Origin of the sequence: Vibrio atypicus (genome assembly GCF_009811315.1) — a bacterium.
GTDB lineage: Bacteria > Pseudomonadota > Gammaproteobacteria > Enterobacterales > Vibrionaceae > Vibrio > Vibrio atypicus.
The window spans coordinates 1-25771 of the sequence record NZ_BLID01000001.1 but is presented as its reverse complement, the minus strand read 5'-3'; the positions used below and the strand labels follow the sequence as shown (position 1 = coordinate 25771).

At 38.6% G+C, this 25771-nt stretch carries 19 protein-coding genes and 2 pseudogenes; 16 read left to right on the top strand and 5 right to left on the bottom strand.

Annotation, left to right across the window (positions count from 1 at the left end):
• The first annotated feature begins 268 nt into the window (after nt 1-268).
• Together GVO60_RS00105 and GVO60_RS00100 are read left to right on the top strand one after the other, a co-directional pair.
• Nucleotides 269-472, top strand: coding sequence for a hypothetical protein (locus tag GVO60_RS00105; protein ID WP_159650431.1), 204 nt, complete (start codon nt 269-271; stop codon nt 470-472).
• A 262-nt stretch (nt 473-734) separates the two neighbouring features.
• Nucleotides 735-1058: a hypothetical protein gene (locus GVO60_RS00100; protein WP_159650430.1), complete on the top strand. Its 324-nt coding sequence runs from the start codon at nt 735-737 to the stop codon at nt 1056-1058.
• Nucleotides 1059-1088: 30 nt separating this feature from the next.
• Here GVO60_RS00100 and GVO60_RS00095 read toward each other — a convergent pair whose 3' ends face one another.
• Nucleotides 1089-2105, bottom strand: a complete 1017-nt coding sequence (locus GVO60_RS00095; RefSeq protein WP_159650428.1) for a helix-turn-helix domain-containing protein — start codon at nt 2103-2105, stop codon at nt 1089-1091.
• Nucleotides 2106-2764: 659 nt separating this feature from the next.
• On the opposite strand from GVO60_RS00095, the gene GVO60_RS00090 reads away from it, so the two are divergent.
• The 9 genes and pseudogenes from GVO60_RS00090 to GVO60_RS00050 all read left to right on the top strand — a co-directional run bounded on the left by GVO60_RS00090 (nt 2765) and on the right by GVO60_RS00050 (nt 14256).
• Entirely contained in the window at nt 2765-4627 is a 1863-nt protein-coding gene (locus GVO60_RS00090; RefSeq protein WP_159650426.1) for a methyl-accepting chemotaxis protein, read from the top strand.
• Between the two features lie 413 nt (nt 4628-5040).
• Nucleotides 5041-5310, top strand: coding sequence for a ribbon-helix-helix domain-containing protein (locus GVO60_RS00085; RefSeq protein ID WP_159650424.1), 270 nt, complete (start codon nt 5041-5043; stop codon nt 5308-5310).
• Nucleotides 5311-5391: 81 nt separating this feature from the next.
• A complete protein-coding gene (locus GVO60_RS00080) occupies nt 5392-7272 on the top strand; it encodes a methyl-accepting chemotaxis protein (RefSeq protein ID WP_159650422.1) in 1881 nt (626 codons plus the stop codon).
• 426 nt (nt 7273-7698) lie between these two features.
• Nucleotides 7699-8247, top strand: coding sequence for a fimbrial protein (locus GVO60_RS00075; protein ID WP_159650420.1), 549 nt, complete (start codon nt 7699-7701; stop codon nt 8245-8247).
• An 88-nt stretch (nt 8248-8335) separates the two neighbouring features.
• Nucleotides 8336-10819 carry a fimbria/pilus outer membrane usher protein gene (locus GVO60_RS00070; RefSeq protein WP_159650418.1) on the top strand — a complete coding sequence of 828 codons (2484 nt, stop codon included), beginning with the start codon at nt 8336-8338 and terminating at the stop codon, nt 10817-10819.
• Nucleotides 10798-11463: a fimbrial biogenesis chaperone gene (locus tag GVO60_RS00065; RefSeq protein ID WP_159650417.1), complete on the top strand. Its 666-nt coding sequence runs from the start codon at nt 10798-10800 to the stop codon at nt 11461-11463. The genes GVO60_RS00070 and GVO60_RS00065 overlap by 22 nt, the downstream gene beginning before the upstream one ends.
• 10 nt (nt 11464-11473) lie before the next feature.
• Nucleotides 11474-12532: a hypothetical protein gene (locus GVO60_RS00060; RefSeq protein WP_159650415.1), complete on the top strand. Its 1059-nt coding sequence runs from the start codon at nt 11474-11476 to the stop codon at nt 12530-12532.
• Nucleotides 12533-12542: 10 nt separating this feature from the next.
• Nucleotides 12543-13232, top strand: coding sequence for an EAL domain-containing protein (locus GVO60_RS00055; RefSeq protein ID WP_159650413.1), 690 nt, complete (start codon nt 12543-12545; stop codon nt 13230-13232).
• Nucleotides 13233-13492: 260 nt separating this feature from the next.
• Nucleotides 13493-14256, top strand: a pseudogene (locus GVO60_RS00050) (transposase).
• Nucleotides 14257-14333: 77 nt separating this feature from the next.
• On the opposite strand, the gene GVO60_RS00045 reads toward GVO60_RS00050, so the two are convergent.
• The gene (locus GVO60_RS00045) at nt 14334-16604 is read right to left on the bottom strand and encodes a leukocidin family pore-forming toxin (protein ID WP_159650411.1); all 2271 of its coding nucleotides are present in this window, start codon (nt 16602-16604) and stop codon (nt 14334-14336) included.
• 350 nt (nt 16605-16954) lie between these two features.
• Between GVO60_RS00045 and GVO60_RS22360 the strand changes: the two are divergent.
• The 4 genes and pseudogenes from GVO60_RS22360 to GVO60_RS00030 all read left to right on the top strand — a co-directional run.
• Nucleotides 16955-17124, top strand: a pseudogene (locus GVO60_RS22360) (transposase); the annotation flags it as partial.
• A gap of 409 nt (nt 17125-17533) precedes the next feature.
• On the top strand, nt 17534-18724 hold the full coding sequence (locus tag GVO60_RS00040; RefSeq protein ID WP_159404363.1) for an FIST signal transduction protein: 1191 nt from the start codon (nt 17534-17536) through the stop codon (nt 18722-18724).
• A 17-nt stretch (nt 18725-18741) separates the two neighbouring features.
• Nucleotides 18742-20142 carry an aldehyde dehydrogenase family protein gene (locus GVO60_RS00035; RefSeq protein ID WP_159650409.1) on the top strand — a complete coding sequence of 467 codons (1401 nt, stop codon included), beginning with the start codon at nt 18742-18744 and terminating at the stop codon, nt 20140-20142.
• 58 nt (nt 20143-20200) lie between these two features.
• Entirely contained in the window at nt 20201-21277 is a 1077-nt protein-coding gene (locus GVO60_RS00030; protein WP_031428128.1) for a glycerol dehydrogenase, read from the top strand.
• A 206-nt stretch (nt 21278-21483) separates the two neighbouring features.
• Here the strand turns inward: GVO60_RS00030 and GVO60_RS00025 are convergent, their stop codons facing one another.
• Genes GVO60_RS00025 through GVO60_RS00015 form a run of 3 tightly spaced genes read right to left on the bottom strand, consistent with a single transcriptional unit; the run spans nt 21484 to nt 23854 of the window.
• Nucleotides 21484-21813 (bottom strand): hypothetical protein, encoded by a 330-nt coding sequence (locus tag GVO60_RS00025; RefSeq protein ID WP_031428126.1) that lies wholly within the window; start codon nt 21811-21813, stop codon nt 21484-21486.
• 4 nt (nt 21814-21817) lie between these two features.
• A complete protein-coding gene (locus GVO60_RS00020; RefSeq protein ID WP_159650407.1) occupies nt 21818-22753 on the bottom strand; it encodes a hypothetical protein in 936 nt (311 codons plus the stop codon).
• Between the two features lie 27 nt (nt 22754-22780).
• Nucleotides 22781-23854, bottom strand: coding sequence for a DUF6765 family protein (locus GVO60_RS00015; RefSeq protein ID WP_159650405.1), 1074 nt, complete (start codon nt 23852-23854; stop codon nt 22781-22783).
• Nucleotides 23855-24572: 718 nt separating this feature from the next.
• On the opposite strand from GVO60_RS00015, the gene GVO60_RS00010 reads away from it, so the two are divergent.
• Complete coding sequence (locus GVO60_RS00010) at nt 24573-25106, top strand: YbjQ family protein (protein WP_025555217.1); 534 nt, start codon at nt 24573-24575, stop codon at nt 25104-25106.
• Nucleotides 25107-25771 lie beyond the last annotated feature (665 nt).

Here is a 25771-nt window from a genome sequence, read left to right as displayed (position 1 = left end):
AGCACTTACTGCGGAAACAACAGTCAAATGTGGGGCTTCAGAGGACACTACGGATGCGAGTGTTGGGCAGCGGAGCAGAAGAGTATATAAGTTGATACATCACAGGTTACTACAGCCTACTCAGCCCCTGACAATATAATGGTGCACTAATTCCAATGAGTCTGAACGATTATATTGGGAAAACTATAATGCTGTGGCCAATTTTGTTGACCACCACACAGCCATAAGCGTTGTTGATTGGTAATTTAAGAGTTAATTGGAGAGGTATATGCCATCTTTGCAAGACAACCACCTAGTTGAAGTGATGAGTTTTATTATTGATTCTGTTGCCGTGGAAACAAAAGCTACAAGTCGAGCTGAAATAGGTATTTATCTAATGAGCTTGGTACTGACCGAGTATCAGAATGATGCGACTCAAGAAATCGTCAATAGCCCCCCACAGATGACCCTGTCCCAAGAGACCTCAGCGTAGAGAAATAGCTTCACTATGTTGTTTTAGAAACTAGGCTCGCACTTGGTGAGCCTAACTTTGCCAGTGGAAACGGTGAAAGAAGGCTCGAGAGTTTTACTTAAAAAGAGAGACAACGTTATCAATACCGAGCCTGTCGGTAGCGGCCACTTTCCAAAATGGAAGGAGTACTTTCCAGACTTTCATTCTGAACTAACGTATGCTCAATGAACATGGAAATTCTGAGCATGGATCTCTCACAGGTTAGACTGAAAGAGAAACAGAAATGACATTAAACAAAGCAAGCACTGAATTACAGGCAGTTTCAAATAACTTGGTGCATCATATGTGTGTGAAACTACTAGTTAATCAGGGGCTTAATGAATCAGAAGCCAACAGCCTTTTAGATATAGAACTCTATCTATCGAATCCGCTAGACACGAATGTTGTTATTACTGAGTGTATGAATCAAAGTCTCTCCCATGAACAAGCATCACTGCGAATCTTGAAGCAAAAGCAGCGTGGCTACTTTGCATTGCTTTTACACAGCTACTGGGAAGCGGAAGCTAGGAAATATTTTGACTGTATGGAACAAGTTAAAAGTATTTGAACTTCATAGCCTTATAAATACGGTAAAACGCTAAGTATTTCTTAACTTCAATGGTGTAGTTCCTGTCCATCCCTTAAATGCTCTTGAGAAGGAACTAACATCGCCAAAACCTAACTGGAAAGCAATTTCTGTGACATTTAGCGAGTTGTCACTGAGGAGTCGAAGAGATTTTTCGATTCTGTAGTTAGTAAGCACGTCTCGGTAGGACGTATTCTGATTGTTGAGCTTTCTATTTAGAGTTCTTACGCTCATAGCAAGGTAGTTAGCTGTTGTTTCAGCAGATACCGTAGTTAAGTCACGCATGCTATCTAAATATTTGAATATGTTAGTAATAATGTCGTTTTTCTTAAGCGCGCTCGCTTTGACGCGAACGAGATCTAATTGGGAGTGATAGACTTCCTCATCATAATATGGATTGCCAATTAGTAGCAATTCATGTGGTACACAGAGTTTATTCTGAGTTTTATTTGTACTGAGCGAGACGTTTGAAATATGCCTGATGGTATCTAATTGTTTATCGGTAAACTCAGGAGAAACTAACTCAATAGCCAGGGGGGGGACCGGATGATCAATCAACCTTTGGAGCATCTCACTTAAAGTTAAGATATATAAAAGGGTACCAAGGTGGGTCACCGTTGGACTGTGATGAGTTGTTTCGTTGTCTATAAACCAGATTTCGATATCGCCGTTGTCCATGGTTTGACTTTGAAGGTGAATGGGGGTGCTCATTAATATTGAATATTCTTCACTGTTTTTTAAGGCTGTTTTAATGCAGGGTGAAGTCCAAAACAAAAGACTAAAGCAACCAAATGTGAAAGGGTTAACGCTCTTGGCACATTTTGATATGAATGGAATAGTTTGTTCTGGATCGGTTAGTGCGTATAAGTCATTTCGCAAATCTTCCAAGTAAAGGCGATTTGATGGGGTAGTTCGCCAGCTATCAAACAAAGATTGTAAACGGAGCTCTTTTTGTGCGTGTTGAAATATCTTTCCCCAGCCTGGGTGAACCGATAGAGAGTCGTTCAGTGTATCTGTTGTTTTTTGCATACTATCTCTTTAAATGTTAGTTGTTGCGAATCTATAGCGTCAAAACAAGAAGGAAAATGGATGATATACAGGTTTATTGTAAATCAAATACTCTACCTTACGTTTCTGACGTTTCTGACGTTTCTGACGTTTCTGACGTTTCTGACGTTTCTGACGTTTCTGACGTTTGAAGTGACTAGACTGAGATTTTATCCCATTGCTATAGTTCAGGGGGATAGAGTATCAATCATATATTGATGTTTTGTGACTTATCTGACATGACTCAACAGATCTTTCTAATGGTTACGTTCAAAAAATAAATCTGCAAATCAACTTGACCAATTTAAATAAAGTCATTTTTGATACGTCGTCTAGACTTAAAGTATTTTATTTAAAATAATAAAATATGTAAGAAATATCCTAATAGAAAAATAAAAAATAGGAAAAACCTGCATAAGAGAATTTCGATATATATTGGAGAAATGTCTCATTTAATATTCCAATCTGGCCATTTAAGCATGTTAGTTGTCCTAATATGACAAGAGTCAACTGCTCTATCAGTATACTATTGTGATTGTTGTCACATTGTATGGAAATTTAATGTATGTAGTGTATCAGTACTACATATCCATGATGCTTGTAAGGGATTATGCGTAAAAATCCAATTGAGCAAGCTTGCCATGTTAAAAAAAATACTAAAATATTCTCTATTGGCATTAGTTGCCATGTTAATTTTTGTCACATTAGCAACATATCACTATCTAAGGGCTCTAGCAGACGCTGACGCAATACAACTTGACGAGCAGTCGAGAAAAATTATTGAAGTTTCCTATAATTCGGAGATGAATTCATTCATCGATGAAGCAAAATCAATCGCTTACGCGTTATCGAGTCTGCCATCATCTTGGTCGTACGACAAAGATAAAAATGATTATTTACAGTCTGTACTAAAGCATACCGCAGGTGAAACTGAAGCATTGACTGAAGTTTTCGTCGCCGATTTAGAAGGAAGAGTATTGACTTCTAATGGTTGGATTTCTGATTTTAATGCCAAAAAGGAATCTAGAACGTGGTTCAACGCTGTTATAAGGGATCCATCCAATTACTATTTGACTCGTCCGTATAAGTCTTGGACTGGCAATTATACAATTACTTTATCGGTACCAATAAAAAATGAAGGTGGACTTATTGGTCTACTTGGATTTGACGTGGCTCTAGATAATCTAGTACCAAACTTAGGACTGGAATACGCGCTTACTAACTTGGATGGCGATGTTATAGCCGCTGACTCTTCCAATTCTGATTGGGTTGGCAGTCAATTAACCCAAATACGGCCAGTATTTGCTGAATTAGGGAGTGAAGTGTTGATGTATCAAACTCCGGATGGAGATTGGTACTCAGCTTCCAAAAAAGAACTCGGTGACATGAATCTATATAACTTTGTCAGTCAGAATGAAGTTATAAATGAAAACTCACAGCAAATACTTATATTTATAGGGATAATTGTCGGAACTAATCTGGTTATAGTTGCATCAATCATTCTAATTGTAAGGAAAGAATTAGTCGGCATAGACTATATTAAAAGCAGGCTGGATCGTTTAGCTCAGGGTGACTTCTCTGAATATGAACAAACCGAATTGCATAATGAATTGTCATCAATTGATCGATCCGTAACCTTATTAAGAAATAGTATTGCCCTTATTGTTGGTGAAATTGTTAGTGCTACTGAAATTATGGATAAAAACTCTAAAGATAACAGAGAAAATATCGATGTAGTGGTAGAGAACAGCATAGAACAGCAGGGGGAATTTGAATCAATAGCGACGGCATGCGTAGAACTTAGCCAATCTTCTAAAGAAGTTGCAAGCAATGCGACGACAGTAAGTAAAACTAATGAAGCAATTGAACAACAGGTATTACAGGGTAGGGATATACTAAAGAAAGTTCAACGTATTGGAGATCAAATAACTCAATCTACGATTGATTCGTCAGAAATTTCTAATGGAATCATCGATAGCTCGACCAGTGTAGGTGAGATTGTTCAGATGATAGATACAATTTCTGAACAAACAAATTTATTAGCACTGAATGCAGCAATCGAAGCTGCTAGAGCAGGCGAGTATGGTCGAGGCTTCGCTGTGGTTGCTGACGAAGTCAGAAAACTAGCTTCTGAGACAAAACAATCTACATCATCGATACAAGACATTGTTGAAATACTCAAGGAGAAGTCAGAAAAGCTTGATACGTTTGTCAAAGAAAATATGACTCTAATCAAAAGTTACAATGATAGTCGACTTGAACTAGAGAATCAGTTTTCTGTCATTCAGGAAAATATAAGGACTCTTTTAGATATGAATGCGTCCGTTAGTGCTTCCTCGGAGCAACAAGCGTCTGTAGTCGAGGAAGTATCTAAACAAATTGATACATTAACGCAATCTGTTGATGAAAACATGAAATATATCCGTAATAGCGGTGAGCTAGTTACAGGATTAGTCAGTGTGTCAAATGGTCTTAAAGAACAGCTACGTTTCTTTAAAGCTTAATATTCATAAATAATCTGAGAAAGATATTATGCTGTGTAAGTGTGATTTTTGTTGTATTCAACATCATGACTGTATCAAGTTTGGAAGTACTACAGTTTGTAGGAGCTGTTCTGAAACCATTAACTATATAAGCTCATTACCTTCTAATAACGATACTGATGATATTTTCAAATCAATGATTTTTCTTATCGAACTCGAGTTAAAGAAATTAAGAATAATTTCAAAGCATTGTAAATATATAGACTCCAAAGCAATATATGTACTATCTGGTCATGTGGCTGATTTGAAATTAAATGCTCTTGATGTTAATAGCGAATTATCAAATTACGCTAATAAATTAGTTTCTGAAATCAAAGTACTATGTAGTGTTTTAGTTTAATTGATAAAATTTTTGTTAAGTTGAGGTGGGTTCCATGTGCGAACTATTTATAGGTCAACCAAAAGAAAACTATATGGTCAGAAGCAGATCTATTCGGATTCTAGGGCATATAACAAGTATCAGATTGGAAAATAAATATTGGGCAGTCTTAGATGAAATGTCTGGGATTGAAGGTAAATCTAGAGCTCAGTTTATATCTGAACTTTATAGTGAAGCATTAGATAGAAATATAGATATTAGAAACTTTACATCTCTCCTTAGGACATCGTGCGTGGTCTTCTTGGAAAATAAGAACAGCACTTAATTATCATGGATGTAGAGTTGTAATCTTATTTGTATATAAGCGGTTATATTTTCCAGAAAGATAAAAATAATAGTAGGGTTTATGAACGAGTTTAAGGTAAGGATTTTAGGAACTATTGGCGCTATTATTGCGTTTATCGTTGTTGCGTTAATAGCGATTAGCTTTGTGTCCTTTAAAAATGAGAGTATCGAGTTAAATAAACAAGTATTACAAGAAAAGAATGCAACAATTGAGGAAAATTTATCTCGAAGGATAGAGGGGTATCGAAGTGTTCTCTCTGGGGTTAAAGCGAGTAAAGCCGACATCACTGATGAAGGCCTCTCGGAAAGAGCGATCATTCAACTTGAGATGCTGTATCGGACTCAAACTCAATTTATTGAAGGCGCTTACCTTATCGATGTCGAAGGAGGGATCTTTAATGCCAAAGGTGAAAAGCTAGACTTCAACGTTCGAGACCTTGGGCGTAATTACTATAAAGCTGTATTCAATGAAGGCAAAACATTCTTCTTTTCTCCACCATTTGTCTCTGCTGTGACCAATAGAGAAATCGTTGTGATGGCCTATAAAATAGACAACTCGATTGCTGTTATTACCTCTGTGTATCTAGATTCCTTTTTAGAGTCTGTTGCAGAGCGAAAGGATGTGTTCCTGTATACAGAGGATGGCACTATCCTAGCCGCGCCATATCCAGGTCTACGTGGCAAAAACATTTACCAAGAGCTTCCACTTTACAAAAGCTTTAGTGCGAGTACACCGGAAATGAACTATAGCAAGGTCGTTGAAGGAGACGATACTGCGTTTACTGCATTTTGGACACAGCTCGATATCGGAGGTTGGAAGTTGGTCAGTTTTATCAAAGATGCAGAAATTAAGAAAGGAGCAGACAGTCAATTAGTCACTTCAGCCATTGTGGGCACCATAAGTTTGATTATCGGATTAAGTATATTATTGGTGACAGTGAACAAACTTGTATTAGTTCCTGTCGGTGGTACTCCGACTGAGATTGCAGGTTTGATGGAGAAGATGGCTGATGGCGATTTTACACAGCGCATTACCCCAACGGGGAATGAAACAGGCATTTATCAGTCACTCATTAAACTATCGAATCAACTGTCGGAGTTAATCCAAAATACACACAGCATTTCCGAGAATGTGGCGTCTGCTTCGGAAGAACTGAATGCAGTGATGAATGACACCAAGTCTAACGCGCAGGAGGAACTGTCTCAGGTAGAGCAAATCTCTACTGCTATTACTGAGCTTTCCTCAACTTCACAGGATGTGAGCCAGCAAGCACTAGTTGCAGAAAGAGAAGCCTGTAAGGCCAAGGAAAATGTACAGTCTGGTAAGCAAACATTGGAGCAAAACATTACTCTGACAGGCTCTATTCACTCATCCGTGAATGAAAGCGCGAACATTGTTGATGAGCTTCGTCAGTTTGCGATTGAAATTGGTTCAGTAACGGAGGTAATCAATTCAATTTCGGAACAAACCAACTTGCTTGCCTTGAATGCTGCAATCGAGGCGGCTAGGGCAGGCGAGCACGGGCGTGGATTTGCTGTAGTTGCTGATGAGGTGAGATCCCTAGCCTCTAAAACACAAGAATCCACGGTTAGTATCCAAGAAATTATTGAGAAGCTGCAAAAGCAATCAGAGCGAGCGCAAACTAATATGGCTCAGAACGTTGAGCTTATCGTGCACTCAGTCCAACTTGCAGACAACATCAAGGCCTCATTTGAGGACATCTCGGCTTCTGTTGAATCTATTTCAGAAATTAACACAGTAGTAGCGACTGCCGCTCAAGAGCAGTTTAGCGTGACTGAAGATATCTCTAAGAACACCACGTTGGCGTTTGACCTTGTGCAACAAAACGTTTCTGGCATGAATGATACGCTTCAAGCATCTTCTGATCTCGCTATGCTTGCAGAGACCCAGAAGAGTGATCTTGGTTTCTTTAAAATATAAGAATGTACGTATCAGATTATCGTTCTGATGCGTACCTGTATCAATTTGGAAAGCAATACTGATTGCAAAATCAATGCCGTAAAACAGTATAAAAGTTCATTACCATCTAGCAACATTAATTCTTACATTTTAATAAACATAAACTTAATGGAGTCACCAGTTAAGAACAATATCAAATGACGGGAAAGATATTGACTTGTAAGGAGTGCTAATATAGAGGCTGTTTAAAACTCGACCAAGCAAAATTTTGGGCAGCAGTGGAACTGTTTTTATTAAAAGATATGACAAATAGTATAAAATTAGAAAAAATAGTATGTAGTATATAAATACCACCCACTATTTAGAGTGCCATGCGATAATAGATCCATGAAACGGAGGTCATATTATTATTAAGTGGAATCTTTTTAAAAGTTTAAAGTGGTGTTTATGAAAAAACATATTATTGCATTATCATTATTGACGTCTTTTAGTTCTAGTAGTGTATTGGCTGTTGGCCAAAATGTTACTGAGGTTCAGTTTGATGGTTTAATTTCAACAGCAACATGTGATTTTGCAATTAAAACAGCTAATGGGGTTGTTAATACTATTGACTTTGGAGTGTTTGACGACTCAGCTGCAACGGCAGCGGGCGCTGTTTTTGGCACTGAAGTACCATTTTCAGTTGTACCTGAAAGCAGCTCATGTACGAGTGTATTTACAAGAGGTGCTGAAATTAAGGTCACAAGCGCAGATAGTGTGATTGATAAAAGCGTTGTTACTGATGGTAGAAATGCAAGCGCTGGAGTACAAGTTAAACTAGCTGATGGTACCAATGTTGTAAATGCAGGTTATACTGATATTTTGTCTACTAATACAGCCGCGTATACTCCAAGTACAGGCGCGATTCTTTTTAAAGCTCAACCTTATGCGCATTCGGCAACTTTAACACCAGGGCAGTTTGGTGGAAAGATTTCGCTACAAGTGGCTTACAAATAAAAGATAACAACTTTTAACTACTCGCTCAACATCACCCTGTGCCATTCAGGTACAGGGTGTTTCCAAACTATAATATGAATCAATATATATGAGTCATTTTGGCCAATTACGTCTTGGTTTCGTTCTCTATTGTCCATTGTTCTTGTTTGCTCAAGAAATGAAATATAAAGAAGATAATATAATTCCAGTTTCGTATTGGGATGTATCACAAGCAACTGAATGTTCGGGAGAAACTAAGGTATCTTTATATACAGACTATAAGAAGCCGAATTTTAATGAATTTCAATCTCTTCTTGAAATAGATTCTACTCCAAAGCTAGAAGTAAGAAAATTACTTTCTGGGAAATGGAGAGTTTACATTTCTGGTTATGATGGATTAGATGAGGCAAAAAGACATATAAGCTTTCTGAAAAAAAATACCAATCTGAAGTCAATCCCCTTCCTTGTGTGCTATGAGGAAAGTGATCTTTCCCTGAAATATTCTTTATTAACGGTGGATAAGACTGTTGATGATAGCACCAAAAATACAAGTCGAGTTAACCAAGTTGTATTAAATGGAAATATAATTGGTGTATATAAAACTGATTATATAAATGACAAACCATTATTAAGCAGTGAAGTTGCAAGTAATATCATCTACAACAATGACATAGATTTAGTTGAATATATCTCTATGCCTTATGAAGATATCCCCGGTATGTTTATTGAACTAGATGATAGAGAGCAATCAATAAACCTAATCTTAGACATTGAATCTGAAGAGTCTAGTTCTGAAACAGAGATAAAGACCTTTGAAATTGGTAATGTTGCAAACTATTCCAATTATTGGATGAATTATAGCTCAAATATCAATAATAACGATAGTTTCACTGGTGGTTTGAACAATTACTTAAGCTTTGAAAGGTCGACAGTGATCTCTAAGCTTTCTTACTATGATTATGATAGTCGCTCAGAACTCAACCTTGATTCTTTATATTTGGAGTCTATCAGTGAGGAAGGCCCTATGATTTATTCAGTAGGGAAAATTCAAGGTAACTCCTCAAAAATCTATGGGGTGGGTGTCGAGTACAACAGAAGGTTATTGAATGATGATAGTTTGATCTATACGCCGCCGATTTCTTTTACCACCGGAGGTCCAGCCTATGTGGAGCTATATCAAGGAAATCAATTAATTAGTTCAATGTCTACGTCAGGCGGTGAATCTAAAATTGAATCCTATCAATATGTCAATACTAATGATCTGACATTGGTTATATCCGAACTTGGTTTGAAAAAAAAGTATATAAATATCCCATATGACTATTCCAATAACATGGCTTCGCTTTACAAAAGTGGTAGTTATGAATGGGGAGCTAAGCTTGGACTGAGTGAGAGCAATGAAGATCTGGTTGTTGAATATGAAGGGGTGAGGGGGTTCGATTATTACAGCGTCAGTTTGAATGGATATTACTCTACATCGGATCGTCAGCTTAATCTCAGTATCAAAAGTCTGATGTTTGGCCTAAATAACGATTTATTGTTTGGATATGATAAAACATGGGGATCATATGCTGGGATCAATATGTCTACAGGGGATGGCTTCAATCTATATGGCAAGTATTATCAAGACAATAACTACCAGTTAAATGCAACGTATAATCGAAAAGGATTAATACTAAACGACGACAGTTTATTGATAGATCTATCGAATAACTCCAGTGAGATTTATCTCAATCAAGTGTCAGTTGACTACTCGATACCTAATAGGCTTGGAAGTATGACATTAAATTATACCAATAGTAGTGACGAAGATGAATATTTTGGTCTTACTATGAGTGTTGATTTTGATAAATTACAGTGGTACGGGGATGTAAGTAATCGCGGCTATTATGCTAGAGCGAGTTACACATCTGATGACAGAGATAAGGGGATGTCTGTATCAGTTAGAAAAGACAACAGTAGAATTGGTACAACAAAATCGGCAGACGCATGGCTTAGTACTGAAGATACTAACTTGAATGTAGGATACAGTAAATCTAATCTTTTTGAGACTAGAAGTCTGAGTTTATCTGGGGGAGCGATATACTCAAAAAATAACCTTTATCTGACATCACTGATGACACCCACCTTAATGATTTTGGATAGTAACTCCGAAACTTTGTCAGCTAGAAATAGGCCTAACGATGATGGGGTGTTGATCATACCTTTAAATTCTCATTTTGCTTCAGAAGAAGTTTCATTAACGGAAGGCTCTGTGGATAAAAGCCTAGGTGATGAAGATGTATTGAATGTTACTCCTAAACCTAATGGTATTTACCACTTTGATGTCCAAGTCAACTTGATAAAGTATTTAGTTGGCTACGTAGAATCCCACTCTAGAAAAACTGTTAAAGGCATGGAAGTGCATCTAGGTGATGAGGTTTTATACATCGGTCCCAATGGACTAATTTCAAATGAATTTATCTTAAAACCAGGGCAAGACGAAGTCTCGCTTAGAATACCCGAGTTAAATTGTGAATATTCTTTACCAATTGATTCGGAAAAACTTGTAATCGATTTTGGAACGTTAAAATGCGCAGATTATATTATTTAGTAATGCTGATGATAATTTCATCTCAGGGTCATGCAGCAGTCACGATAGATCGTACTCGGTTGATCCTTGTTCAAAACCAGCCTGGCGAAGTTGTATTAAGAAATAACTCAGAAGTGGTGAAGAATGTCTCTATTTTAGTGACTGACCAAAATGAAGTTCAGCGCACTGATAAAATTTTATTAACCCCCAATTTTATTAAAATGCAACCAGGAGAGTCACGAATAGTAAGGTTGTTTTCCTTGGAGAAAAATCTCACAGAAGGACGCTTGTATTATTTTGAAATTCAAGAGGAGACAGATAACACGCAATTAGGTCTTAATGTGGTGTTATCATCGAGAATAAAAATATTTGTCCGAAAAAAAGCGGATAGAATTGACTATGATAATGCAATTGAAATCGGGTGTGGAAAATCATCTACTAGTTTGTTTGTAAGTAATAAGACTGATGGTCACATTTCAATCAATAAGGTGTTGTTTAATGAAGATGTGCTTTCAGAAGAGTATTCACTGTCGGAGCTTAAACCTAATTCAACGACATACTTTGATTTGAATACTAAATGCCCTAGCGGTAAAAGTGTATTTGTTGAGTTTATCAACAAGTACGGTGGAATATATACTAAATCTTTTGCTATGACAGCCGAATGAGTTGATTAAGATGAAAAATAACTATGTACTATTTGGTCAGTTGGTGCTGAGTTTGTTATTCGCCATATTTCCAGACGTCTCATACGCTCAGACTTTCAATTGCGTCAATACTTCTGGAAATCAAAGGTCTGTAGTTCAAATAGGTTCAATTACGTTAACGCAAGCTCAAAATGTGGCTAACAACATTATCTATGATAATACTTTTTCTACAGCACTTCTTACAGCTCAGTGTGATTGTGCTGTAAGTTGGTGGGTCGCTGAAACATTTTTTACTGGAGATACAAACCCCTATGCTACCTACGTAGACAATTATGATGGTGTTCCATGGTACTCAATACCGGGAACCAGCAACCTCGCATATTCTCTGGAAACGGAAATTTGGAATGACTGGCAGTCGGCTTTCGTAAAAAAAACAGTTCCTTTTGGAGCATATAGTAATAAAACTGAAGAAAGTTATTGTCGGGGTCCTTCTACTTTATCCAGCTTAACTAGAGGGCGACTAAGAATTCGCTTACTGGCTCCTATTATAGGTTGGCAAGAGATCAATAATTCACCTCTAGGCTATTTTAAAATGCGCAGACGTGATCACCCAGATTCTAGCACAGCCGTTATGCGGTTGCTTGAGGTTAACGGTCGGTTATCGAGTGGTCATTACTGCAACACTACAGGGGCATTTAACAAAAAATATGAGTTTAAAACGTCATTTCTAAGCGATTTTGATGACCAGATGCCAAGCGAAAATACTCAAATTTCACCTCTAATACATGTCACAAATATTTATTGTAATTACTCAAATGTTCCAGTTGAAATCGAGTTTACTGGTGACTTTAGTGAGTATGGTTTGAAGACTGACTTGGATGGTGTTGAAATTAAATCTGTGTTATCTGTCGCTACTTTCGGGACTAACTACGTAATAAACAATGTCTGGAACAAATTTAATACTTCTCTTGATTCCAAAGGATATAAAAGAATTCTGTTTACTTCAGCACCTGTGTTGACTAAACCGAAGTCGCAAGTCACGTTGGGGGAGTATTCCGCCACAATGTATATACGAGTTAACTTTAAGTAGGGATAGCATCGTGAAAAATGGTCAACTCATAAATTATTATCAGCCAATTATTGATAACAAATCCGATGTTGTTGCATTGGAGGCATTGGTACGACTCAAAGTTCCGAATAAAGGTGTCCTTTATCCGTCTGCGTTTTTATCGAAATTTGAACATTGTCGTTTGTTTGATAATGTTCTTTTGAATGCAATCCATGATATTGGATTTTATGAGGTTCCTTATAGGATTTCTTTAAATTTGCCTCCTAGTTTATTAGAAAACTCCAGTTTCTATAAGTATTTTGTTTCTAGATGCGAAGAGTACAATATTTGTCCTTCCCGGTTTAAAGTTGAGATTACAGAGACTGAATACTATGATTGTTCTATGTCTTTGATAAAAAATATACTCAAATTAAAACAATACGGGGTCGGTATTTCAATTGATGATTTTGGTGTTGGATATTCATCGCTCGATAAAATCCTAAAACTCCCAATAGATGAGTTAAAGATAGACCGAATTTTTATATTGGACTCTCAGTATGATTTTAAAAAGAGATGTATATTGGAGAGTATGTCGGATTTAACTAGAAAACTTGATATTATGGTTGTGGCGGAAGGAGTAGAAAATACAGATACTTATGACTTTATCAAGAAGCTGAATATTAATTATTTTCAAGGATATTTGTTCAGCAGGCCTAAACCATTGGGTGATTTATTTAGTTGATGAATACTGGATTTATTCGGCTGCAACTGTGTATGTATTCTATTTAGGCTGTCTCTGACATGGATTGTTGGGGGGTGGCCTTTTATTAATGGAATGCCATTTATTACGTGTGAGTGACTGTTAAAATCTGTTTTGGTCTTAAGATTTTATTAATTTCATTCTTTGTGATAGTTCGTTTTTCTGGTTTTGTTCCATAAATCAAGGAATTAAATCATCAGCCTACGATCTGAACAGCTAAGTTCATTCAAACACTTAGGCCAATAGCCAAATCTCGCTACAAGACAACCGACCGGAAGCAGTACAACAAAGCTACAATCAATCACAGTTCACTGACATTTTGGATTGATGAAGAAGCTATTAAGTTATGAAATCAAATGAAGCAAGGCAAAACGGGTAAGACCCCGTTTGTTTAGTAATTTAGCGATTGCAACAGCTCTCATGGTTAAACGGGTATTTCCAATGCTCTTGCGAGGTCCACAAGGATTCATGAGCTCCAATTTCAGGCTCACTCAACTGCCATTGTAATGCCCTCATTAATTATGTATTAGTCAGCGAGCTAAAATGGTTAACGTCCTTTGACATTATTGCCGTAGAGCTAAGTTTACCGGTTGTGAGCGATGGTGAAGCACTTCAAAATTTCTTTAGACAGACTCGCCGAAGAATTTGGGAGATATCTGGCGATAGCGTTTACGACACAAGGTTGTGCTACGAAACTATTCGTATCAAGTAAGCTGTTCCACTCATTCAACCTAGGGAAGGAGCAACCTTATGGGAGCGAGGTCATTCCCGTAACTTAGCGGTCGGTTGCCAGAAGCTATATGGTTCACAATAGGTATTTGAAACAGAAGTACGGTTATCACAAGAGTTCACTCTCAGAACGGTTATGTTCTGTGTGAAGAAACTACTTGGCGGTACGTTAAGTTTAAGAAATTACAACGATCAAGTTCGCGAGACTTACGCGATGATAAAAGCATTAAACAAGCTCACAGGACCAGGTATGCCTGAAACGATAACTGTCACCTAACAATTACTCATAATAGGCGTCTTTATTCCTGAACTCGAATTAGGAAACAAAGCCGCCTATTAGAGAATAGACTTACGTTACTGGTTCAGAACAAACTGAACACCATCAACTAGCCATCCGCTAGACCAGACTTTGATTTTTTGAATTGACGTACCTGGTATCAATTCAAATACTTCATCATGCGTAATTGTCTCTATCTCCCTGGACCCAACTATCTGTTTTGAACCGTCATTATAACTAAAAGTCATACTTAAGATGTAAGTACTGCCATAGAGTTCTCCTGAAGTAATCTCAATTTGCTTAACTTGGTTGAGATTAATCGCGCTCAAAAGACCACCTTTCCCACCATGTAGATTCTCTGGTTGTGTGCCAATAGCATTGATGGCGGCTCCATGACGAATATACAACACATTACTATCATTAAACTCCTGCTGAGCTAAAAGCCCGGAAGTCGAACCAAATACTGTTGATTCATTAATTGTATTGAACACATTAGTAAAGGAAGTCACAGTACGGAGTCCTATTTCTCTACTTTGCGCTGCATACAACCCTAGGTCTCCGGAAACGTTATCATGCCCTAGTAACTGACCTGAAAAAATACTGCGCAAATGGTCACTACCGTCCTCCCATTCCCAGCGCTGACTCAAATTCGAATTACAGTTTTGCAAACGATCCAATGACATTCCATCAAGACATTTATTTACGTCACTTGCGCTTACATATCGGCCTAATTGATCATAAATAAATGACTGAGAATATTTCGTTTCATCACAATTTGAAGTCTTAATAGTTCCTTCATAGTCAACATCAATACAGCGATTATTAAAACTTCCTAACTGCAAATTAACAGGCCTACCACCTGTAAACACAGGGTGATCCCAATCCACTGTAAAACTAGCGCTTTTACTTACACGGCGACGTGGAGAATTTTCAAATCCATAATATGACTGGTGGCCTCCCAAAATGTAGTAGTAGTTATATGCGGCATGATAGATGGGCCTAATATTAACTGAAGAGTCAATAGTAAAATCCGTCGTTCCTCTAGCATTAGGATCAGCCATGTATATTACATCCATTTTAGGAACAAAGCTTGCGTAGCCAATAGGATTAATTTGATTAATATCAACCGGATACTTATCTACCCAAAAAGCATCTGTAGATCTATCCAATAGAGACTCTGCAGTTGCGTATTGATCACGACTCCACTTAAACTGGATATTTTGCGCGTTAGCTGTATTGCGCTCTACACGATAATCATGAGTATTAAAAGTTAACCAACGACTTTGATTATAGCTAGCATTTGCCTCTAATTTACCCTTAGGGCCATCTTTATTTGCCTCAATACCACCAGTAACCCCAAGTTGAAATCCAGAGACTTCTTTTGCCTCATAGTTTTTGTTTAGGTTTTCTCTTGGAAAAGTTTTTAAAATTTGAGCTTTGTTGTTCGAAGCATTAAAAGTAAATTGGTAGTCCTGAGCTATCGCGTTTGTAGTCCATTCTTTAGAATAAGCATTTAATACACTACCCCCTATTTTAATCTGTTCATAATCGAGATAATCATTCAGATGAATACCTGCACCTGTTGTATCATCATCTAAACTGATACGAACTATTTTTGCATCTGGTGTCGCAGCACCTGTTGTGCCATATTGTAATGATCGTTCTAAGTTAACACGATAAATCAGAGAAATATTTGGATTGTCGCAAAAAACTCTATCACCGTTATCCCATAAATGTGACTTTGGGAAAGAACATTCTTGATCTGTGATAGTACGATTGACATTTAGATAGAATGCGACATGAGGTAATGAGTTGCTACCTGAAGGTGTCGTGCTAGGTAGAAAATCTCTTACTCTAGGACTTAAGGTACGTTGGGGTTTATCAGCTTCTAGTAAACTAATATTAGGGTCTTTATCATTATCAAGAGGTGTGAATAGTAACTCATCTTTATGCGGACTGATTATTAAGAAATCGCTTATAAAACTTAAACCAATTTTTTTTCTTAGTAAAGATTTTGCAGTTTTCTTGGATAATTCATCTTTAATTGTGCTAAAGTCTATAAAATACCGCAGTCGATTATTAATTATATCTTCACGAATAATAGCGAGTGATGGAATATCAATACTACCTTTTAGCCAATTACTTGCATTGATATAGCGTACTTGGCTATCATTATAAATACTACTTAAAATTCCGATTGCTTGGCCTTGTGGTTTACTAATGTCAGCATAAACCGAATTTATTAGTAGGCAGGGGATAATTACCCCAACAGTTTTTATTTTATTAATCAAAATTGTATCCTCTAAAACATCGTGACTCTGTACATTAATTAACAACCAAAAAAACATGTAGTATATCCTTGCTACACAGGTGTAATATTTAACAAATTTAATCAAGATCACACCTGAAAATAAACGCTGTCTGATGCTTTATTGTTTGTATTAGCCAAGTTAAATGTTCACACTTTAGGTTATATGCTGAGCTTCAAGCAAATGTGTCCTTGTTAACTTGTGATTACTTTGAACATGGCGTATGACCCCCATTGTCCAATACAGTTTCGACGTGTTAGTAGGCTCCCAATGGCTGTTTTAAGTTAGACATAGGGGTCTCCGACGATTAACGTCTATGATAATCATGCTGTTGTTTCCAGGATTTGTTCGAACTATAAAGTTTTTGGCAGTCAATCACCAGAAGACTGGGACGAACCGCAATTCACTTATTCAATAAGTTTTGTATTTAAGAAAGAAGAAATTATTGGGTAATAAATTTTAGCAAAGAGGCCACTTCGTTGATTCAGTACCGATGAATGAGGAAATAATACGCAGATATGTCCGACATCAAGATCGTGTTGGAAAGGAAGAAGAGTGACAGATGCGGTTGGGATTAGACAACTAACAGTGAGCCCCTTCTAGGGGGCCTTTAAAAGCCAGCTGCTATGCAGGTGGATTTTTACTGAATACAGATAATTTGATAAAGCTTAAGACTCCCAATAGACGAATCAAAAGACATGTGTTTTGATTATAATAGAGCTTTGCTTTCAAGTCGTTGTGATAATTTGAAGGTGATTGCTCGGTTTTTATTACTCCTGATCTATCTTAATTAGTCAAACGTTTTATGATTATTCGTTTTCTATGGTAATTTTGTTATTGGTCAGTTTTTAATTTTTCTCGTTGATATTTTATTTTGGCTGACGTCACATTTTTTTTAATAGTAGAATATTACTACCTTTTAGTTCATGCCCATTGGTTAAATGGTTACGAAGAAAAAGGAGAACGACATGCTTCAATCACATGTATGCTCAAATATCGAACCAGATAGCTTTAAATCTGGTGAACATATTGGAAAAAGCATTAAATCAAAACTCACCAAAACAAGTATTATTTTTATATACATCAGTGAAACTCATGAACATTCCGAGCTTGTTAAAGGCGTTAAAAGTGTTCTTGGTGAGGTTAATATTATAGGAAACACGTCCTCATGCGGAGTCATTACACCAAATGGGTATTTATTTAATCGTGAGGGTTTCGCATGCGCTTTAGCCATTTACGATGCTCAGCTGGAAGTTAGAACGTCTTTGGTGAGTAACGCTTCTGAGCAATCAGACTCTTTGGAAGCTTATACTCTCGGGCTCAAATTGGGTCATAGCTTAAACCAAGGTCTCGTTGTTTCTGAGCAGCAACCCGCATTCTTGCACATGGTTTCTTCTCCAGGTGAAGAAGAGAGTTACTTAGAAGGTATCAGCCAAAAAACTGGCCGTTTGCCCTTGTTTGGTGGGAGTGCAGCAGACAACTCGGTCCAAGGGAGTTGGGCATTGTTTACACAAAGCGAGTCAACCAGAAACGGCGCAGCAGCAGCGTTATTTTTGTCAAACAAAAAGATTGTTAATCAATACGCCGACGGATATCACGAGTCGATAAACATGGGACTTGTCACCAAAATGAAAGGCAAGCGTGTGGTATGCGAAATTAATAATCAACCTGCATTAAAACAATACGCCGAATGGATTGGAGAAACAGTAGAGAGCCTCCGCGGCGATCAACTTCTTACCAAGTCTATTTTAAAGCCTATTGGCATCAAAGATATAACAGGCTCTTTGACCGCGATACGTCACCCGCTCGTTGGATATGATGATATGTCCATGTCCGTTGGAAACGACATTTGTGAAGGTTCGTCATTCATTCAAATGTCAGCGACGAAAGCGGAACTGATCGGGGCAGTCCGACACACCATTCGGGAACTATTTGCCAAGATGCCAAAGGAAAAAGTGGGCGCTTTACATCTCGTTCACTGTGCTGGCCGTCGAATGGAAATTGGCAACGAGATCCATCAAGTCCACGAAATCCTTCAAGAGGAATGTGGTGATATTCCTTATGTAGTGGAGTTCACCTTTGGCGAATATGGATATAACGAATGTAGTGCGAATACTTGCGGCGGGCTGATGCTTTCATTTACCGCTTTTGAAAAATAAGAATATTGAGAATAATCATGTCAAATAAAAATATGCTAAATGTCCATAACCCATACAATAATGAACTGATCGCTGAGTTGAAAACGACAACTAAAAAGCAAGTGGAAAAACACATCTTAGATGCAGTTCTTGGTCAGAAAACATGGAGTGATTTACCGCTAAGCTCACGAGCGACTGTTTTATATAAATTTCTAACCTTAGTTGAAGATGAAAAAGACAAACTTAGTTCTTTACTGTCTCAAGAGTCGGGCAAGCCGATTAAAGAAGCGCAAGCGGAAATTAATAATATCTCTATTGGATTTTTAGCATTTATCGAAAAGGCGAAGCATTTATACGACACTTCCTTCCCTGGTACCAGTGAAGCTGGCCAAGCGTCTAATCTTCAGATCACCACGCGAGAGCCACTCGGTGTTGTTGCTTGTATTTTACCCTTTAACTTTCCTTGTGATCTATTTTGTCAAAAGGTAGCTCCTGCATTGATGATGGGTAATTCAGTCATTGTGTTACCTTCTACCAACAACCCCCTCACTGTCACAGAGTTGGTTAAGTTGTTGAAGAAAGCGGGGGTACCTAAAGATGCGATTCATTGTTTAATCGGTGAGGGTAGAGATATTGGTCCAGTGCTGACGCAACATCCGGACGTCAATATGGTTACTTTCACGGGCTCGACACCTGTTGGACTCGAAATCGCGGATATTTGTGCGTCACGTCTGGCACATGTCGCATTAGAGCTTGGCGGGAACGATGCTTTCATCGTCTGCGAAGATGCCGATGTCGATCTCGCAGTAAAAGAGATGATTTGGGGACGTATGTACAACTCGGGTCAAGTCTGCTGCGCAAGTAAACGTTTCATCATTCACAAGTCGAAAGTAGACACATTCATCGAGAAAAGCATCGCTCAACTGCAGCAACTACACCTAGGCTCCCCACAAGATGAGTCAACAGATTTTGGTTGTCTTATCAGCGAGCAGGCTGCTGTGTCAGTGGAGAGACAAGTCGCACTGACAATTGAACAGGGGGGGAAACTAGTTTTTGGTGGAACAAGAGAAGGCGCTTGTTACAGCCCAACGATTATTACGGACGTCCCCGTAACAGCCGATGTCGCATCAAATATGGAGATTTTTGGTCCAGTAGTGTCCATTATTCCTTTTGATACTGAAGAGGAAGCTATTCGTATTGCTAACGCCTCTATTTATGCTCTGAGTGCTTGTGTTTTCTCTACTGACTACAAAAAGGCCATCGCATACTCTAAACAAATCGAGTGTGGCGTGTTTGTTGTCAATGGAGCCAGTTTCTATCGTAGTTTCGAAATTCCTTTCTGTGGACACAAAATGAGTGGCTTTGGAAGTGAAGGGGTTTCATCCACGCTGGAAGAAATGTCAAAAGTTAAAAGCTTAATCCTTAAAGACGTTTACTAACTATCAGATGACCGTGTTGTGTGTTCATAACACGGTCCTATTATTTCAAGGATTTATTATGAATCGAGTAATTCTTTCTCCTGCTAAATATGTTCAAGGTCCTCATGTACTTAATGAGCTGGCGTCTTTGGTGATGCATTTGGGTACCAGAGCATTGGTGATCATTGATAAAACAATAAGCGAAAAGGTGAGTATTGATTTTTCTGACAGTGTATTTAAGAAGATAGAACTATTTTCGGGTGAATGCTGCTATGAAGAAATTGAACGGCTAGGACTCTTAGTAAAAGAAAAGTCTATTGATGTCGTTATTGGTGTTGGAGGCGGAAAAGTCATTGATAGTGCTAAGGCTATAAGTCATTTACAGAACATCGCAGTGGTAGTTTGTCCTACAGCAGCTTCGAGCGATGCTCCAACGAGTGCTCTTTCGGTCGTCTATAAACAGTCAGGTGAATTCTTAGAATACCTTCCACTTCGTAAAAATCCAGATCTTGTCGTCGTTGACTCACATATTATCGCGAAAGCTCCTACTCGTTTGCTGGTTGCTGGTATCGGAGATGCACTAGCCACATATTTTGAAGCTAGAGTTAACTATCAATATCAGCGTACCACCATGGCAGGAGGTATACCGAGTTTATCTGCATTCACGTTGGCCAAGCTCGCATATGAAACCTTATTGAAGTTTGGTCTTGATGCTAAGCGTAGTGTTGATAATGGTGAAGTGACACTTGCTCTAGAGAATATTATTGAAGCGAATACCTATTTAAGTGGTATTGGTTTCGAAAGTTCGGGGTTGGCCGCTGCTCATGCTATTCACAATGGTTTTTCGCAACTCAACGAATGTCATCATTTGTTACACGGCGAAAAAGTCGCTTTTGGCACTATTGTTCAACTTGTACTAGAAAGATCTGATACCGATGAGCTAAAAGCAATTATTAAATTTTGTCGTGAACTAGGGCTTCCTACGACGTTGAAAGAAATGGGTATATCTAAAATCGAATTAGCTCACCTTAAAGTCGTGGCTGATGCTGCATGTGAGTCTAGCGAAACCATCCATAATATGCCTTTCACGATAAAGCCAAGCGATCTAGTTCAAGCGATAATCACGGCCAACGAAATTTCGTCAAAATTGGTGTAAATGTAGATTTAGTTGAGTCATCTCATTTGGTATCGCAAGCGATCCTCAAAGTCTCAAAATTACACTTTCTTGTATAGAAGTTGGATTAGGTTCGTTGTTGGGTTTATTGTCGGAAAACTTGTTTGATGTGAAGGTAACTCCACAGGGAGCTTGACTAAACTTCGAATGTGACTGGCGCTATAGGTGAGCGCCAGTACTCTTTGACACTAGATAATTTTGCCTATTTGCTCTACAACTTTATCAACAGCATGGGCTACTTTAGCCAGTTTTTTGATTTTGTTGTCTACTTCCTTTAGCTCCTTTATTCCTTCTTTGGCGCTAGCAATTAGTTCATCAAGTTCTTCCAATGAAGCTTTGAACGTGCTTGAATTCTTCTCAATAAGTTGGGAGTGATACTCTTGCAGCTTATCACCTAGTTCTTCAAAACTTGCAATGAGTGAGTCGTGTTCTGGCCCAACCATTTCGTCGTTAAGAAACGAGTGGATCTCGTCATACGCACTTTGGAGTTCTTCGTAGGTCGCATTCTTGTCGTGCATGTGGTCATTCTCCTAATGTGTCGCGAAAGTCTTTGATTGCATCGATCTGCATTTTAGTCGACTGCAGTGCTTTCTTCGCCGCCCCCTTAGTTAAGTCGTCATCGCTTTTAAGGGATACAACAATAGATTTGTTTAACTGTTGAATCGCTCCCAATGCACGCTCAAGCTTTGCGTAGTTAGCGTCTAGGTCGTTTAGGCGGATTTTTAGCTCATACGTCTTTCTATAGGCATTAACTCTTTCTTCCAATGAATGATGGAATGTCACGCAGCGCCTATCATTGAGTTCTTCACAACGATTTGGGTTGTTGAGTAGATACAGGCGAATTTGCAATTCTTTTTCTAAGCTAATTTTGGTTGCCTGTTTCCATGAGCCCAACTCGCCTTTCAAAGCTTCGTACGAACTTTGAATGATGGATTCTGAGTCTATCAAAATACTCTTTAGTAGGTCATAGCGGCTCTTTTCTGTATAGGCCCTCGCAATAGCGTTTACACTGGTTGAGAGAAGTTCGATATCACTGGAATTAATGTATTCGGCATGATGCGACTCTGATAGTGACACTAATGATTCGTTCAGTTTTTGGGAGTACTTGTTTAACGCTTCACTTCGGTCATTTGTGGCCAAAGCGTAAATACTCTGAGAATACTGCTGTAGGTTGTACAGTAGAAGTTCTTGTCCTGAATTGTCTATGGTCGCTATATTTAATCTATTTCCCGTTATTCCATCCCGTGTCGCTTTAACTAGCTCTGCACTGATTCGAGCATCATCTGCTGACTCATACACGTTCATCAGGGCACCTTGAACTTTCGTAGTTTGTTCAGCGTATTGGGTAAGCATCGTTATTGATTCATTTGATGCACACCCTGCTAACGTAACCACTGTAAGTAAAACAACTTTGAAGCGTATTGTCGGTATCATACTGTATAGGATTTTATGTTTCATATATCACTAAGCCTTATTCTCTTCGTTTTAAGCAACGCAGATACCGTACCGAGGTAAGATATCTCGAATCAGTTCTAACCGATACGTTTTTAGAGCGTCATGAAACTTTTTCCAGTCTGAGTGCAGAAAGTCATCTGTGTAGTGGTAAACAACTTTATCATCATCTTGGATCGAACCATGCCCTCTTGCTATGACTTTCCAACTGTTGCTTCCATCTTTATCGAAGGACAAATTAACGGGCTCAAACCCAAAACTGCCTTGTTGTAGTTTTTTAATCCATTTAGCATGACGAGCATGACCATCGTCGTCATCGAGTTCTAGGAAAGTCTGCTCAATAATGGAGTATTGCTCGGAAGTTAGTCCAGGCTGCTCATCGACATTGATTTGGGTGTCACCACTATTCCAACATTGAAGCACTTTACACATGGCGTTCGCGGCATCGAGATAGATTGCTGTATTATTTCGTTTTACGGGTAATCCTTCACCGTTAATATAACTCCATGATGCGTAGGGGCGATCGGGAAAAGACAGAGCGGCGCCGTGGCCGAGTGGTGATGCCGACGAGATCCCTTGGCTCATTAATCTATCTTTAATGCCTTCTAAAGTGGACGTAGATGAAGAATCTAGTTCATTCACGATATTGTAATCATGAATGACGCCAGCAAAGCCTTGGTGGGCAAATGTATCTGCGTACACATGCATTGCAATACCCATGAGGTGAGCTGCAAATGGTTTATCCCAATGTGTAGCTACCATATGTAGCATGTCCCTTGCTACATAACTGTCGGGTTTACAAACCAATCGATGAATAAATGAACCATCTGGTGTTATGTCCCAGGGGAGTCCTTGGTTGCCAGGAAGGAAGTGGAAGGGTATCCAAACCAGATGATTCGCTAGTTCTTGCGTGTTCCGATAGTCGAGCATTTTATGTGCCGAGACTATGCGGTCAAACATTGCACCGTTGTCAAAATATATAGGCTTATCGTTTGTTGCTTCATCCACATATTGAGCTGAGTAAGCCACTATCTCTGCGTTATGGTGCGATATGCCCGCGAACCGAGCTACCACGTAGGTCAGGGTATGATGTCCATCTATTTGCATTTTGTATCTCCAGATCGTTGAAGAACTGATTGTTACGCATGAATGCCAAAAAACGGCTTGTGTAAAGGGTAGGTGCTTAGTTGTTGGCCTTGGCTTGGCCGCACCTTGTTTTGTTACATAACTACTTTACTGTATCAACTTTGCTTAATTGCAATATATCAGGAGCTAAGGTAGTCGAAAACTAGAGAGATACAACGAAGATAAAGGAGTCACAGAAAAGCGTAAATATTAATCAGATGGAGCTACAAAAGTTGTAGTAAAGCAAAGCGTGTATATGAGTTGATGAACTAACTAAGCCTATTATCTGAATTTTTTTAGCCTGGCTAATTTCTGTTTTACTCGCCTGTTCATTCCTAATAATTCTTAAAAGCTAACCTGCTGCCACACTTAAAGTAGAGCTCCAAACTCATTTTTGTCAAAGGACGTATTGGAGTCGATCTCGATAAACACGTCTTTACCCCTTTTATTGTTAGATGTTTTACTCATTTATGTCTTATGAATCTGAATTTACCCTATTCAGATTTAACCGATTGAATTGAAAAATTAGTGTTCCCGTTGTTAGGCGACACTTTGCAGCTTAGTATCTCTTTGCGTACTTTAACGTATTGATTTTTAATTGAACCGATATGACTAAGAGTGCATTATGTAGGAGTGAAAAACGGCAAGTTGTCGGCTAACAAGCGTTATGCGCTTGAGGTGTAAAAATGAGTTTAGAGAGATGAATAAGTACATTGTTTTTGGAAAATCCGGTGTCGTTGTACCAGTGGATGTAATGTCACAAACAGCATCCGATGAGATTGGCTCGTTTATGGAGCAAGGCTTCAAGATATTGAGCGATAGTTGTGAGGCTTCGAGTGCAGAGGAGGCGATAGCAACTTGGGAGTCTCAACTGAAGAGTAAAGATAACTACGAATTTGTAAAAACCTCATCCACAAATGCTATATCAAGTGATCTAGATATTGTTGAAAACCACGGTGTCATTACATCAACTGTGGTTGCTGGTACGAACTTTTTGCGAGATATCCTCGCCGGAGTTCGAGATATTGTTGGCGGTCAATCTGGGACATATAACAATAAACTCGACCAAATTAAATCTGATGCACTTCTTGGGTTGAGAAAGCAGGCAGCAAGTAAAAAATGTAATGCTATCGTAGGTGTATCTATCGATGTAGATGAAGTTTCTGGCGGTGGAAAATCAATGTTTATGGTTACAGCTGTTGGAACTGCTGTGATCGTTGAAAAACGCGCATAACAAACTGTTTAAGAGTGATTCGCAACGCGTGGCATTTTTACTATGCGTTGCGTTTAGTGTTTAAGGTGGTATGCGGAAGCATCGGAATTGCGTTGCTCACACCTTAACAGGGCGTTAGTACGGGTTTGATATCAAAGGTCATAAGTTTTGGTGTTTATCTGTGTTGGCGTTCGTCTTTACACCTTTCAGTTGGTGCATTTCACGTTCTTTCCGGTGGCACTATATGTGGAGTGTTCGCTTTGATTTCACCGTTTACGGTTTCTAACTCTTAGCCTATTTCTTTGGCGCGTCTTCATTTTCGTGGTGGCTTTTGAGAGAACCTTAATTATTTTTGGTGTGGCTGTTGAAGTACGAGGAAAGAATCCTTTTCTAATTTGAAGCCAGTGAAAGTAGAGCAGTTCAGTGCGTTTTTCTTCTAGCCAACTCTCGTCTCTTAATCGAGTTTAAGTTTTGTAGCTGCCCGTCTCACTTCAGTGTTCAAAGCCTTTCATATCATGCTACTTTTCAATATCTTGGAGCGCACAAATAGAAGTAGCGCATGCTTAGTATCAAGTTTGAAGTGCGACACTTTTTACAGATGCGCATGAATATACTCCTGAGGTGTAAAGAACCCAAGTCTTTTCCTTGGGCGCGAGTTTAGCTTTCCAGCTATTTGGTTACAGAGC

What these genes read in the sequence shown, in the direction of transcription:
- GVO60_RS00105 (WP_159650431.1), top strand. Translation starts at nt 269, where the DNA reads ATGCCATCTTTGCAAGACAACCACCTAGTTGAAGTGATGAGTTTTATT.
- GVO60_RS00100 (WP_159650430.1), top strand. Translation starts at nt 735, where the DNA reads ATGACATTAAACAAAGCAAGCACTGAATTACAGGCAGTTTCAAATAAC.
- GVO60_RS00095 (WP_159650428.1), bottom strand. Translation starts at nt 2,105, where the DNA reads ATGCAAAAAACAACAGATACACTGAACGACTCTCTATCGGTTCACCCA.
- GVO60_RS00090 (WP_159650426.1), top strand. Translation starts at nt 2,765, where the DNA reads ATGTTAAAAAAAATACTAAAATATTCTCTATTGGCATTAGTTGCCATG.
- GVO60_RS00085 (WP_159650424.1), top strand. Translation starts at nt 5,041, where the DNA reads ATGTGCGAACTATTTATAGGTCAACCAAAAGAAAACTATATGGTCAGA.
- GVO60_RS00080 (WP_159650422.1), top strand. Translation starts at nt 5,392, where the DNA reads ATGAACGAGTTTAAGGTAAGGATTTTAGGAACTATTGGCGCTATTATT.
- GVO60_RS00075 (WP_159650420.1), top strand. Translation starts at nt 7,699, where the DNA reads ATGAAAAAACATATTATTGCATTATCATTATTGACGTCTTTTAGTTCT.
- GVO60_RS00070 (WP_159650418.1), top strand. Translation starts at nt 8,336, where the DNA reads ATGAGTCATTTTGGCCAATTACGTCTTGGTTTCGTTCTCTATTGTCCA.
- GVO60_RS00065 (WP_159650417.1), top strand. Translation starts at nt 10,798, where the DNA reads ATGCGCAGATTATATTATTTAGTAATGCTGATGATAATTTCATCTCAG.
- GVO60_RS00060 (WP_159650415.1), top strand. Translation starts at nt 11,474, where the DNA reads ATGAAAAATAACTATGTACTATTTGGTCAGTTGGTGCTGAGTTTGTTA.
- GVO60_RS00045 (WP_159650411.1), bottom strand. Translation starts at nt 16,604, where the DNA reads ATGTTTTTTTGGTTGTTAATTAATGTACAGAGTCACGATGTTTTAGAG.
- GVO60_RS00040 (WP_159404363.1), top strand. Translation starts at nt 17,534, where the DNA reads ATGCTTCAATCACATGTATGCTCAAATATCGAACCAGATAGCTTTAAA.
- GVO60_RS00035 (WP_159650409.1), top strand. Translation starts at nt 18,742, where the DNA reads ATGTCAAATAAAAATATGCTAAATGTCCATAACCCATACAATAATGAA.
- GVO60_RS00030 (WP_031428128.1), top strand. Translation starts at nt 20,201, where the DNA reads ATGAATCGAGTAATTCTTTCTCCTGCTAAATATGTTCAAGGTCCTCAT.
- GVO60_RS00025 (WP_031428126.1), bottom strand. Translation starts at nt 21,813, where the DNA reads ATGCACGACAAGAATGCGACCTACGAAGAACTCCAAAGTGCGTATGAC.
- GVO60_RS00020 (WP_159650407.1), bottom strand. Translation starts at nt 22,753, where the DNA reads ATGAAACATAAAATCCTATACAGTATGATACCGACAATACGCTTCAAA.
- GVO60_RS00015 (WP_159650405.1), bottom strand. Translation starts at nt 23,854, where the DNA reads ATGCAAATAGATGGACATCATACCCTGACCTACGTGGTAGCTCGGTTC.
- GVO60_RS00010 (WP_025555217.1), top strand. Translation starts at nt 24,573, where the DNA reads ATGAATAAGTACATTGTTTTTGGAAAATCCGGTGTCGTTGTACCAGTG.